The organism is Sinorhizobium sp. NFACC03 (assembly GCF_900103435.1).
Lineage (GTDB): Bacteria > Pseudomonadota > Alphaproteobacteria > Rhizobiales > Rhizobiaceae > Ensifer.
On the sequence record NZ_FMXF01000010.1, the window covers coordinates 117,133 to 130,118 of the forward strand.

Annotated in this window: 10 protein-coding genes and 1 pseudogene; 8 read left to right on the forward strand and 3 right to left on the reverse strand. The window is 62.5% G+C overall.

Going from position 1 to position 12,986, the window contains the following annotated elements:
- The first annotated feature begins 54 nt into the window (after positions 1-54).
- Positions 55-804 carry a TerC family protein gene (locus tag BLU35_RS15070; protein ID WP_093233574.1) on the forward strand — a complete coding sequence of 250 codons (750 nt, stop codon included), beginning with the start codon at positions 55-57 and terminating at the stop codon, positions 802-804.
- A 238-nt stretch (positions 805-1,042) separates the two neighbouring features.
- Here BLU35_RS15070 and BLU35_RS15075 read toward each other — a convergent pair whose 3' ends face one another.
- Positions 1,043-1,423 (reverse strand): VOC family protein, encoded by a 381-nt coding sequence (locus tag BLU35_RS15075; protein ID WP_093233575.1) that lies wholly within the window; start codon positions 1,421-1,423, stop codon positions 1,043-1,045.
- Between the two features lie 224 nt (positions 1,424-1,647).
- Positions 1,648-1,995, reverse strand: coding sequence for an ArsR/SmtB family transcription factor (locus BLU35_RS15080; RefSeq protein ID WP_057254541.1), 348 nt, complete (start codon positions 1,993-1,995; stop codon positions 1,648-1,650).
- A 259-nt stretch (positions 1,996-2,254) separates the two neighbouring features.
- Between BLU35_RS15080 and gltX the strand changes: the two genes are divergently transcribed.
- Together gltX and lysS are read left to right on the forward strand one after the other, a co-directional pair.
- Positions 2,255-3,712: a glutamate--tRNA ligase gene (gene gltX, locus BLU35_RS15085; protein WP_093233576.1), complete on the forward strand. Its 1,458-nt coding sequence runs from the start codon at positions 2,255-2,257 to the stop codon at positions 3,710-3,712.
- A gap of 10 nt (positions 3,713-3,722) precedes the next feature.
- Positions 3,723-5,219 (forward strand): lysine--tRNA ligase, encoded by a 1,497-nt coding sequence (gene lysS, locus BLU35_RS15090; RefSeq protein WP_057254539.1) that lies wholly within the window; start codon positions 3,723-3,725, stop codon positions 5,217-5,219.
- A gap of 96 nt (positions 5,220-5,315) precedes the next feature.
- Here lysS and BLU35_RS15095 read toward each other — a convergent pair whose 3' ends face one another.
- The gene (locus tag BLU35_RS15095) at positions 5,316-5,975 is read right to left on the reverse strand and encodes a hypothetical protein (protein ID WP_093233612.1); all 660 of its coding nucleotides are present in this window, start codon (positions 5,973-5,975) and stop codon (positions 5,316-5,318) included.
- A gap of 261 nt (positions 5,976-6,236) precedes the next feature.
- Between BLU35_RS15095 and BLU35_RS15100 the strand changes: the two genes are divergently transcribed.
- From BLU35_RS15100 to BLU35_RS15120, 5 genes and pseudogenes are all read left to right on the forward strand, one after another.
- Positions 6,237-7,190 (forward strand): nucleoside hydrolase, encoded by a 954-nt coding sequence (locus tag BLU35_RS15100; protein WP_057254538.1) that lies wholly within the window; start codon positions 6,237-6,239, stop codon positions 7,188-7,190.
- A gap of 88 nt (positions 7,191-7,278) precedes the next feature.
- A complete protein-coding gene (locus BLU35_RS15105; RefSeq protein WP_093233613.1) occupies positions 7,279-8,289 on the forward strand; it encodes a ligase-associated DNA damage response exonuclease in 1,011 nt (336 codons plus the stop codon).
- A 3-nt stretch (positions 8,290-8,292) separates the two neighbouring features.
- A complete protein-coding gene (locus BLU35_RS15110) occupies positions 8,293-9,912 on the forward strand; it encodes a cisplatin damage response ATP-dependent DNA ligase (protein WP_093233577.1) in 1,620 nt (539 codons plus the stop codon).
- Between the two features lie 84 nt (positions 9,913-9,996).
- Entirely contained in the window at positions 9,997-10,182 is a 186-nt protein-coding gene (locus tag BLU35_RS15115; RefSeq protein ID WP_093233578.1) for a DUF3008 family protein, read from the forward strand.
- Positions 10,183-10,317: 135 nt separating this feature from the next.
- Positions 10,318-12,919 (forward strand): annotated as a pseudogene (locus BLU35_RS15120) (bifunctional diguanylate cyclase/phosphodiesterase).
- The last annotated feature ends 67 nt before the right edge of the window (positions 12,920-12,986 follow it).

Sequence of the window (12,986 nt, forward strand, 5' to 3'; positions counted from 1 at the left end):
ATACTTTCGGCGATTCTTGCGCGACGACGCGCCACCCACAAAGGAAGATCGCCGATGCAGGATATCCTGTTGCTTGCCCAAGACCCCGCCGCCTGGGTCGCCCTCGTCACGCTTGTGGTCATGGAGGTGGTTCTCGGCATCGACAACCTGATCTTCATCTCGATCCTCACCAACAAGCTACCACTGGAGCATCGCGAAAGGGCCCGCCGCATCGGCATCGGTCTCGCCCTCGTCATGCGCCTTGCCCTGCTCGGCACCGTTGCCTGGATCGTCAAGCTGACGACGCCGGTGTTCGAGGCCTTCGGCCAAGGCTTCTCCTGGAAGGACATGATCCTGATTGCCGGTGGCCTGTTCCTCGTCTGGAAGGCGACCAAGGAAATCCACCACAATGTCGATCCGGCCGATCATGGCGAGGACTTCATCGCGTCTTCGGCGATCAACAGCTTCGGCGCTGCGATCGCTCAGATCCTGTTGCTCGACCTTGTCTTCTCCGTCGACAGCATCATCACCGCCGTTGGCATGACGCCGCACCTGCCGATCATGGTCATCGCCGTGATTGCCGCCGTGACCGTTATGCTCGTCGCCGCCAATCCGCTCGCCAACTTCATCGAGAAGAACCCGACGATCGTCATGCTGGCGCTCGCCTTCCTCTTGATGATCGGCACGACGCTGATTGCCGAAGGCATGGGCCTGCATGTGCCGAAGGGTTACATCTACGCCGCCATGGCTTTCTCGGCCCTTGTCGAAATCCTCAACATGGTCGCGCGCAATGCGCGGCTCCGGAAGGCTGGCAAACTCAACTGACGAGTTGAGCCCACGACGGTCTCATCACGAAAAGGCCCGCATCGCCGATGCGGGCCTTCTTGTTTGCGGGAGTTCACGAAGACGCGGGGCCGACCCGACCGGCCGTCAACCGCGAGCCTTCAGCGAAAAGCAGGATCGCTCCTCCTCTTTCGCTGAGCCATGCCGGTGGCTGGCTCCACGCCTTCTGATTGGACAACGCCTCTCCCGAGGAAACGTTCCGCTGGCCTTCCGGTCCGGTTCAGACGTCCGCGCGATGACCGACTTCGACCAGGATGTTGCCGGGAATGACCACATAGAAGACGTAGGCGCCGTGCCGGTCCTCCGGTGCGATCACCTGGACGCCGGATCCACGCACCCGCCGGTAGGCGTCGTCGACCTCGGCCCGCGCCGGCAGCAGGAAGCCGATGTGGTAGGTCTGGGCACCGAGGTTCACCTGGTCGCCGCCGCCAAGTGCCGTGATCGGCGGGCTGACGACGAGCACGAGGCCGAAACCATCCGTCAAGCGATAGAAGGCGTCCTTGCCGCGCTTTTCGACCAGCGTCAGGCCGAAATGGTCGATGAGGAAGGAAGCCGTTTCGGCAACGACGGGGCTATAGAGGTCGATATGATTCAGTCGCATGTTCACAGTCTCCGTGTTCGAGAAACGCGGCGGACTGCGTCGATATGCATACCCCGCTGCGGACCGATGCGATTGCATCGGAACCACGTCGTGGGTTCGAACGCGACGTTCGAGCAGAGCTTCGTTAGAAAACCGAAGGGACCGGGCTTACCATATCCGGTCCTGCCTTTTTCGACGCGTCCTGCTTACAGCAGAACGGCCGGACACGGAAGATGGAATGACGATCAGTTCTTTCCGGCGTCCGGATCGATGTGCTGGAGTTCCTGCAAATAGGTGTCGAGACGATCGAACTTCTGCTCCCAGAAGCGGCGGTAACTGTCGAGCCAGCTGTTGACGTCCTTCAGCGGCGCGGCCTCGAGCCGGCACGGGCGCCATTGCGCTTCGCGGCCGCGGCTGATCAGCCCGGCGCGCTCGAGAACCTTGAGATGCTTGGACACTGCCGGCAGGCTCATTGCGAAGGGCTCCGCCAGTTCGCCGACCGAGGCCTCTCCGAGGGCGAGACGGGCAAGGATCGCCCTTCGCGTTGGGTCGGCCAGGGCGGAGAGCGTCGTCGACAAGCGATCTTCCGGCATTTTCTAAAAAACCTTTCAGTTAAATAACCTTTCGGTTCATTATCGTCCAGGGCCGGCAGTGTCAACAAAAACCGACGTGGTCCACTTTCCGTTGACATGATCGGTGTTCTATGGTCTCACGCGAGCCGACTGGAATAGCCTGCCGATACCGCTGTTGCGGCACCCTTGCGGGCCTTTCCTTCCCATAAAATGCGCGCCCCGGCGGTCGGATTTCTTTTCCGGCAAGGGGCGAAAAGCACGTCAGACGGGCAAAAAGACCATGGCAAATTCAGCAGTCCGGGTACGCATCGCACCCTCCCCCACCGGCGAGCCGCATGTCGGCACGGCCTATATCGCTCTGTTCAACTACCTCTTCGCGAAGAAACACGGCGGCGAGTTCATCCTGCGCATCGAAGACACCGATGCGACCCGCTCGACGCCGGAGTTCGAACAGAAGGTGCTGGACGCGCTGAAATGGTGCGGGCTCGAATGGTCTGAAGGTCCTGATGTCGGTGGTCCCTATGGCCCCTATCGCCAGAGCGACCGCAAGGACATGTACCGTCCCTATGTCGAGAAGATCGTCGAGAACGGTCACGGCTTCCGCTGCTTCTGCACGCCCGAGCGGCTCGAACAGATGCGCGAGAGCCAGCGCGCCGCCGGCAGGCCGTCGAAGTATGACGGCCTTTGCCTCAACCTTACAGCCGAAGAAGTGACGTCGCGCGTTGCCGCCGGCGAGCCGCATGTCGTGCGCATGAAGATCCCGACCGAGGGTTCGTGCAAGTTTAACGACGGCGTCTATGGCGACGTCGAAATCCCGTGGGATGCCGTCGACATGCAGGTGCTCTTGAAGGCCGACGGCATGCCGACCTACCACATGGCAAACGTCGTCGACGACCATCTGATGAAGATCACCCACGTCGCCCGCGGCGAGGAGTGGCTGGCTTCCGTGCCGAAGCACATCCTGATCTACCAGTACCTCGGCCTCGAACCGCCAAAATTCATGCACCTGTCGCTGATGCGCAATGCCGACAAGTCGAAGCTGTCGAAGCGCAAGAACCCGACGTCGATCTCCTACTACACCGCCCTCGGCTATCTGCCGGAAGCGCTGATGAACTTCCTCGGCCTGTTCTTCATCCAGATCGCCGAAGGCGAGGAGTTGCTCACGATCGACGAGCTCGCGGCAAAGTTCGATCCGGAAAACCTGTCCAAGGCCGGCGCGATCTTCGATATCCAGAAGCTCGACTGGCTGAACGCGCGCTGGATCCGCGAGAAGCTCTCGGAAGACGAGTTCGCTGCCCGTGTGCTTGCCTGGGCGATGGAAAACGACCGCCTGAAGCAGGGCCTGAAGCTCAGCCAGTCGCGCATCTCGAAGCTCGGCGAACTGCCGGATCTCGCAAGCTTCCTGTTCAAGTCCGATCTCGGCCTGCAGCCGGCTGCCTTCGCCGGTGTCAAGTCGACGCCCGAAGAACTGCTCGAGGTCCTCAACGCCGTTCAGCCGGATCTCGAAAAGATCCTCGAATGGAACAAGGAGTCGATCGAAGCGGAACTGCGCGCGGTCGCCGAACGCATGGGCAAGAAGCTGAAGGTCATCGTGGCGCCGCTCTTTGTGGCGGTTTCCGGCTCGCAGCGCTCGTTGCCGCTGTTCGACAGCATGGAAATCCTGGGCCGCGCCGTGGTACGCCAGCGCCTGAAGGTCGCTTCCCAGGTGGTCGCCTCCATGGTCGGCAGCGGAAAGTAAGGAGAGCACGATGAACGACAAGACCGAGACCACTGGCCTCTCCTCCGACGCAACGGAAGTCCGCGCACAGAAGCTGAAGCTGCTGCGCGAACAGATCGGCGACGTCTATCCGGCGCATTTCCACCGGACGATGAGCAATGCCGAACTCACCGCCAAGTACGAAGGCCTGGAACCGGACACCGAGACGCAGGATGTCGTGACCGTTGCCGGCCGCGTCTACTCCTCGCGCAACTCCGGCATGTTCATGGACATCCATGACGCCTCCGGCAAGATTCAGATCTTCAGCCACAAGGACGTGACGAGCGAAGAGGCCCGCGGCCTGCTGCCGATGATCGACATCGGCGACATCATCGGCGTCACCGGCGTCGTGCGCCGTACCAAGCGCGGCGAGCTGACGATCAACGCCCAGGCGATCACCATGCTGACGAAGTCGCTGCTGCCGATGCCCGAGAAGTGGCACGGCCTCTCCGACATCGAAATTCGCTACCGCAAGCGTCACCTCGACATCATGACCAACGAGGAATCGAAGCTGCGCTTTCAGAGCCGCAGCCGCATCGTTTCCGGCATCCGCCGCTTCATGGAAAACGACGGCTTCATGGAAGTCGAAACGCCGATGCTGCATTCGGTCTACGGCGGCGCTACCGCCGAGCCGTTCAAGACGCATCACAACACGCTGAAGCTCGACATGTTCCTGCGCATCGCGCCGGAACTGTACCTGAAGCGCACGCTGGTTTCGGGCCTCACCGACAAGGTCTTCGAGATCAACCGCAACTTCCGCAACGAAGGCGTCTCCACCCGGCACAATCCGGAATTCACCATGATGGAGTGCTACTGGGCCTATGCCGACTACGAGGACATCATGGACCTCGTCGAGCGGCTGTTCGCCGAGCTGGCGATGGCGATCCACGGTTCGACCGAATTTGCCTACGGCGACAAGGAAATCTCCTTCAAGGGTCCGTTCCGCCGCGTGCCGATGCCCGACGCCGTCAAGGAAGCGACAGGCATCGACTTCCTGGCGATGAAGACCGACGAGGAAGCCCGCGCGGCCGCCAAGGCTGCCGGCTTCGAAGTCGAGAAGGACTGGACCTGGGGCGAGTGCCTCGCCTTCATCTTCGAAGAAAAGGTTGAAGGAACGCTGATCCAGCCGGCCCACGTCACGCATTTCCCGAAGGACATCTCGCCCTTCGCCAAGGAAGTGCCGGGCGAACCGCGCCTGGTCGAGCGTTTCGAGACCTATTGCAACGCCTGGGAACTCGGCAACGCCTTCTCGGAACTCAACGACCCGGAAGAGCAGCGCGCCCGCATGGTCGAGCAGCTCGAACAGGCGCATGCTCGCGGCGAAAAGGCCAAGCAGCTCGACGACGAGTTCCTCGATGCCATCGACCAGGGCATGCCGCCGGCCGGTGGCCTCGGCATCGGCGTCGACCGCCTGATCATGCTTCTGACCAATGCGCCGTCGATCCGCGACGTCATCCTCTTCCCGGCACGCCGCCAGAAGGCCGACTGATCAAGGTCGCATTGCCACGAACACGAAGGCCCGCCGCACCAGCGTCGGGCCTTTTATTTTCTGATGATGATCCGACGTCTCGGACGCAGCGTGGTCTCAGTGACCGGCCGGCGCCTCGGCCGTCTCCTCCGGTTCGGCCGCATGTTCGGCACCGCCTGCTTCGGCGGTCTTGGCTTCGGACGGATCCGCGGACGGATCGATGCACGACGAGTGGTCGTCCATCGCTGCCATCATCATGCGGATATCATCCATCGAGAGATCGACCGTCTTGCCATGAAAGACGCCGACGGAATTCGCCGTACCGGCATTATAGGAAGCACGGAACGTTTCGCTCATTCCAGGCACGCTCTGCGGGCCTGGAGCGAAAAGCACTTCCGCCCCGATTGCGGCTCCGCGAACCTGCGCCCGATCCTCCGGGCCGGCCGCGTCGAGCACGACGACCTGATAGAGATCGGCGCTCTCGGCCTTCGCCAGCGCGCCGACCACACGCAGGGCCGTGCGCATGCGTGCCTCGCCATCGGCGCGATCGGTCTTGACGTGCATGCGGATCCAGCGCTGGCCGTTATGGCTGAGCTTGAGGGTCCGCAGCATCGTGCATTCGAGACCCGATGTATTCGGCTTGGAAAGCCCCGCCATCAGTGCGTCCCGGCTGACATAGACAGCGGCCCCGCCGGATGCGGCCGACACGCCGAAGGCGGCCGCGAGGATGACGAGCAGCCTCTTCGATGGCCGAAACTTGCCGAGGATAGCCTTCACGAGGGTGACTCCGCCGTCATATCCAGGAATTGCAGAAAAGCCCGAAAGGGCGCGCCTCAACATTAGGCGCGCCACCCTTTCGGAAAGTTTAAGCTGCTGCGAGGGAGCCCGCCATGTCTGCCGGTGCAGCGATGTTCCAACGGAAACCGGCCAGGAAGGCGCTCAGTCTCGGCCCAGGCGCCCGCGAGGGAGATTGACTTTCACAGCCATCTTGCCTCCATTGCGGGCCGTCAAACACAAGAACAAGAAAAGAAGAACGCAATGCACAAAGTCATCTTTGATACGGACCCGGGCATCGACGATGCGATGGCGCTGCTTTTCCTGCATCGTCATCCGGCTATCAACCTGATCGGCATCACCACTGTCTTCGGTAATGCCTCGGTCGAAACCACCACCCGCAATGCGCTGTTCCTGAAGCAGCAATGGGGCATCGATGCACCGGTTGCCAAGGGCCTCGACAAGACCTTCGACCCCGACCGTCCGCATGTCGGCTGGCCGACCTTCATCCACGGCGACGACGGCCTCGGCAACATCGATGTCCCGGAGACTGTCGACCTGCCGATCGACCCGCGCCCGGCGCACCGCTTCATCATCGATACGGTCCGCGCCCATCCGGGCGAAGTGACGCTGATCGCCGTCGGCCGCATGACCAACCTGGCGCTGGCGCTGCGCGAGGATCCGGATTTTGCCGCACTTGTGCGCGAAGTCGTCATCATGGGCGGCGCCTTCGACGTCAACGGCAACATCACACCCGCTGCCGAAGCCAATATCCACGGCGACCCGGAAGCCGCTGACGTGGTGATGACGGCCGCGTGGCCGGTCACCGTCGTCGGCCTCGACGTCACCACCCAGACCGTGATGACCAAGGCGATGATCGCCGACATAGCCGAGCGCGGCGGCGAGGCCGGCAAGCTGCTTGCTGACATCTCGAAGTTCTACGTCACCTTCTACGAGCAGCATGTTCCCGATGGCATGGTCGTGCATGACAGCTGCGCCTGCGCCTATGTCGTGGCGCCCGATCTCTTCACCGTCAGAAGCGGATCGATCCGTGTCGTCTGCGGCGGCATTGCCGACGGCCAGACGATCCAGAGCCCCGACAACAGGCTCTTCCCGCCGAGCCCGTGGGACAATCTGCCAAGCCAGAAGGCCTGCATCGACATCGATGCGGCCCGCACGCTGAAGCTGATCAGCGACACGCTTGTCTTGAACGACTGAACCTGATCGAGGCGCGACCGATGTTGCGCCTTGAAAAACTTGAACAAGATGGCTGGCGGACGCGCGTTCGCCGGCTATCTTTATGTCCATGAAACCGGACGCCCTGCTCTATCCCGCCCCCAAGGGTCTCTACTGCCAGATTGGCGATTTCTACATCGACCCGGTGCAGCCGGTCGAAAGGGCGCTCATTACCCATGGCCATTCCGACCATGCCCGCGCCGGCCACGGCCAGGTGCTCGCCACCCGCGAAACCCTCGACATCATGCGCATTCGTTACGGAGATGGATTCTGCGGCACGAGCCAGGCGGTCGAACTCGGGGAAAGGCTGACGCTGAACGGTGTCGAGGTGGGCTTCCATCCCGCCGGCCACGTGCTTGGCTCGGCACAGATCTCAGTGCATGCCAACGGTATCCGCATCGTCGTCTCCGGCGACTACAAACGGCGACGGGATCCGACCTGCACGGGTTTCGAACCGGTTGCCTGCGACGTGTTCATCACCGAGGCCACCTTCGGTCTGCCGGTCTTCCACCACCCGGACGACCGGGCCGAGACGCGCAAGCTGCTCACCTCGCTTACCCAGTTTCCCGAACGGACCCACGTGGTCGGCGCCTATGCGCTCGGCAAGGCGCAGCGTGTCATCGCGCTGCTGCGCGAAGAGGGCTACCACCAACCGATTTTCATTCACGGCGCCCTGCAGCGGCTGTGCGACTACTACCAGAGCCAGGGCATCGATCTCGGCGAACTCCGCCCGGCAACACTTGCCGCCGACGAAAAGCAGGATTTCAGAGGGACCATCGTGATCGGTCCGCCCGCCGCCTTCGCCGACCGCTGGTCGCGGCGCTTCGCCGATCCGATCGCCATCTTCGCCTCCGGCTGGATGCTGATCCGGCAAAGAGCGAAGCAGCGCGGCGTCGAACTGCCACTCGTCATCTCCGACCATTGCGATTGGGCCGAGCTCACGCAGACGATCACCGAGATTGCTCCCGGCGAAGTCTGGGTCACGCACGGCCGCGAAGAAGCACTGGTGCGCTGGTGCGAGCTGCAAGGCATCGCCGCCCGCCCGCTGCATCTCGTCGGCTACGACGACGAGGGAGAGTGACGGATGCACGCCTTTGCCGAGCTGCTCGATCGCCTCGTCCTGAGCCCACAGCGCAACGCCAAGATCCGCCTGCTTGCCGATTACTTCCGGACCGCGCCGGATCCGAGCCGCGGATATGCGCTTGCGGCAATCGCCGGCACGCTGTCGCTGAACACGGTCAAGCCGGCGATGATCCGGGACCTGCTGCTCGAACGCATGGACGCCGTGCTCTTCCAATATTCCTACGATTATGTCGGCGACCTCGCCGAAACGGTCTCGCTGGTCTGGGAACCGCCGGCTGGTACGGTTCAATCGGACATCCCGCTGGGTGCGGCCATCGAGCGCCTGCAGATGACCGGGCGCGCCGACGTTCGCAGCGTCGTGCGCGACATGCTCGACCACCTGGACACGTCGGCGCGCTTCGCTTTCCTCAAACTGGTGACCGGAGGCCTGCGCATCGGTGTATCGGCGAAGCTCGCCAAACAGGCGCTTGCCGACATGGGCGGCAAGGACGTCGCTGAGATTGAGACGCTCTGGCACGGTCTGTCGCCGCCCTATCTGCCGCTCTTCCGCTGGCTCTTGGGCGAGGCGGATAAGCCCGAGCTTTCGACGCCGGCGGTGTTCCACTCGGTCATGCTCGCCAATCCCGTCGCTGAGGGCGATCTCGACGCGCTCGACCCCAGGGATTTCGCGGCCGAATGGAAGTGGGACGGGATCCGCGTACAGCTTGCCAATATCGGCGGCGTCAAACGTCTTTACTCCCGCAGCGGCGACGAAATTTCCGGCGCCTTTCCCGATGTGCTCGAGGCCGCAGACTTCACCGGCGTCATCGACGGCGAACTGCTCGTCGGCGGCACGGCGCGCACCAATCGCGCAACCCGAAGCTTCGCCGACCTGCAACAGCGCCTGAACCGCAAGACAGTCAGCCACAAGCTCATCGAGGCCTACCCGGCCTTCATGCGCGCCTATGACATTCTCTTTTCAGGCGAGGAGGACGTTCGCCCGCAAGGCTTCGTCACACGAAGGGCGATGCTTGCCGATCTTGTGGAAAGTGCTGCGCCACAACATTTCGACCTGTCGCCGCTGGTGCCGTTCTCCTCCTGGGAAGAACTCGACCGGCTGCGCGCCGACCCGCCCGACCCGGTCATCGAAGGCATCATGCTGAAACGGCTCGATTCACCCTATACGGCCGGCCGTGTCAAAGGTCCCTGGTTCAAGTGGAAGCGTGCGCCCTTCAACATCGACGCAGTGCTGATGTATGCGCAGCGCGGCCACGGCAAGCGCTCGAGCTACTATTCCGATTACACCTTCGGCGTCTGGACTGTCATCGACGGGAAGGAAACGCTGGTGCCGGTCGGCAAGGCCTATTTCGGCTTCACCGACGCCGAACTGGAGGTTCTCGACCGTTTCGTCAGGGACAACACGACCGACCGTTTCGGGCCCGTCCGTGCCGTCAGGGCCGAACCCGATTTCGGTTTCGTCGTCGAGGTCGCCTTCGAAGGCATCAATCGCTCGACCCGGCACAAATCGGGCGTGGCCATGCGCTTCCCCCGCATTGCCCGCCTGCGACAGGACAAGCTGCCACGCGATGCCGATCGCCTGGAGACGCTGCAAGCCATGATCGAGGCCCGGGAAGGCGCGTAGCATCGTGATATTCGTCCGGAGATTTGGGAACACCGGCGACGGCTGAGCGTTGGGAAAAGGCTATCAACCGAAAGGTGGTGTTCCATGCCAGCCAAATCGAAAGCTCAGCAGAAGGCAGCCGGTGCGGCCCTGGCCGCAAAACGCGGAGAGACCAAGAAGTCCAGTCTCAAGGGCGCGTCCCGCGAGATGGAAAAATCCATGACGGAAGGTGAACTCAAGGAACTCGCCGAGACCAAGCGCAAGAAGCTACCCGAGCGCAAGCGCGGTTGAGTGCGAAACCTCGAATAAAAGAGCTGGCTAAAACAAGAATTATTAAGACCCTTTTGGGATTATCCGGGTCGATACACAGCCATTCGCGTGCCGCCGGGGTGATTTGTGCCTGCCAGACATGCTTTCAACCTCGGAATGAAGAGGCTCTCCAGGGTTTTAACGCCAAGCTACCTTCCGGCGGTCATCGCGGCTTTCGTGGTCCTGGTGGCCGGCATCCTGGCGGACAATCAGAACCAGGTGGTAGCCGAGGCGCGGTTGCGCGCACGGGTAGCCGAAGAGCTCAATCCCATCCGCTCCAAGCTCGAAGCCAACGTCAACGGCAATATCCAGCTCGTGCGCGGCTTGATCGGCACGCTCGTCACCGAGCCGGGCATGGATCAGAAGCGCTTCGCCGCCCTTTCGCGCAGCATCTTTACCGAACGCTCGCAACTGCGCAGCATCGCTGCCGCGCCGAACCTCGTCGTCTCGCTCGTCTACCCGCTCAAAGGAAATGAGAAGGCGCTGGGGCTCGATTACCGCAAGAACGAGTTGCAGCGCGCTGCCGTCATGCGTGTCAAGGACACCAGGCAGATGGTGCTTGCCGGCCCGGTGGATCTCGTCCAGGGCGGACGTGGGCTGATCGGCCGCTTCCCGGTAATGATCGACGCCGGCGGCGGCAGCAATCGCTTCTGGGGCATCGTCTCCGCCATCATCGACATCGACCGCCTCTATCGTGACAGCGGCCTCCTTTCCGAACAGCCCGGCATAGATATCGCAATAGCCGGGCGACCCCGCGATCTTCAAGCATTCGCCGGTCGGGATGACCGTGCTGTTGCCCGGCGGCTCCTGGCGCATTGCAGCCGTTCCCAGGGGCGGCTGGCCGACGACGGCCGGCAATGCCTGGTTCATCCGCGGATTGATCGTTCTCGGCGGCCTGATGATCATCCTGCCGATGGTGCTGACCGGTCGCCTGATGAGCGAGCGGCAGATGAACATCCGCGCGCTGAGGCACAGCAAGGCGCAGCTGCAGGAACTCTCCCATCGCCTCAAGATCGCGCTGGACTCGTCGCAGATCGGCATTTGGGAGCTGGATATTGCGAGCGGCAAGCTGCTTTGGGACGACCGGATGCGCGAACTCTACGGTCGCGCCGGCTCTACCCGCGAGACCTATGAGGACTGGAGGAGCGCCCTTTATTCCGACGATCTCCAGCGCGCCGAGGCCGAGTTCGTAGAAGCGCTCGAGACGGGCGACGCCTACAACTCGGACTTCCGCATCTGCCTCCCAGACGGCAGTTTGCGTCACATTCGCGCGATCGGCTCCGCCTATATCGGCGCCGATGGCATGCGGAAGGTCGTCGGGGTTAACTGGGACGTCACCGCCGACTTCGAGACCCGCGAAACCCTGTTCGAAGCCAAGCGCATGGCCGAGGCACACAGCGTCGAGCTCGAGGCGGCGCGCCATCGCATGGAATTCAATGCGCTGCACGATCCGCTGACCGGCCTGCCGAACCGCCGGTTCCTCGATCAGGTCCTGGCCGAGCGCAACAGGCATTTCGCACCGGAGGCCCGGCTCAGCATATTCCACATGGACCTCGACCGGTTCAAGCAGATCAACGATACGCTCGGCCACGCCGCCGGCGACGAGATCCTGCGCCATGCCGCCGAGCTGCTCCGGGGCAATGCGGATGCCAGGGACTTCGTCGCTCGCATCGGCGGCGATGAGTTCGTCATCGTTCGCCAGGATGGCGGGATGGAACCGGACGCCGCACTCGCATCCCGCATCATCGAGGCGATGAGCGTGCCCGTCCGCTACAAGGACCAGGAGTGCCGCATCGGCGTCAGCATCGGCATTGCTGCTCAGGCCAAGGCAACGGATGATCTGTCGCACGTGCTGGTCAATGCCGATATTGCGCTCTACGAAGCCAAGCGCCGCGGCCGCAACCGGCACGAGACCTTTACCGGTGAGCTGAAGACGGCCGTTTTCAAGACCAAGCAGACGGCCGACGAGATCCTTCGCGGGCTGGAGCACAACGAGTTCATCGCCCATTTCCAGCCGCAGTTCTGCCCGCGATCCCTCGACATAACAGGTGTCGAGGCACTGGCGCGCTGGGATCACCCGTCCAAGGGACTGCTCGGCCCGCATACCTTCCTGAAGACGGCGGAAGACATTAACGTGGTCGCGTCGATCGACCAGGCAATCCTGGAACAGGCGCTATTCCAGATCTACCGCTGGGAGGCGGGCGGCATCCATATTCCCAAGGTCTCGGTCAATCTGTCCTATGCACGTCTTCACGACGAAAACCTGATCGATCGCCTCGAACAATTGCAAATTCCGGCGGGCCGCCTGTCCTTCGAACTCCTGGAATCGATCTCCTTTGACGAGAGCGACGTGACCGTGCTTTCCAACATCCGCCGAATCAAGGAACTCGGCATCGACATCGAGATCGACGATTTCGGCACCGGCTATGCCTCGATCCTGAGCCTTCTGAAGCTGACCCCGCGGCGGCTGAAGATCGACCGCCAGCTCGTCCTGCCGATCCTCGACTCGCCCGCCGAAAAGCGCCTCGTCGAATCGATCATCGATATCGGCACGTCGCTCGGCATCGAAGTAATCGCCGAAGGCGTCGAGACGCTGGAACACGCCCATATCCTGAAGGAACTCGGCTGCCACGGGCTGCAGGGTTATGCCTTCGCGCGGCCGATGAACGCCAACGAACTCGCGACCTTCGCCTTCGAGCGCCGCTGGCTTGCGGCCTGAGAAGCACGCCGGCCTGCTGCAAAAAACACGGTGCGTGCATTTTTCGCACCGGTAAGGCTTGGCAGCT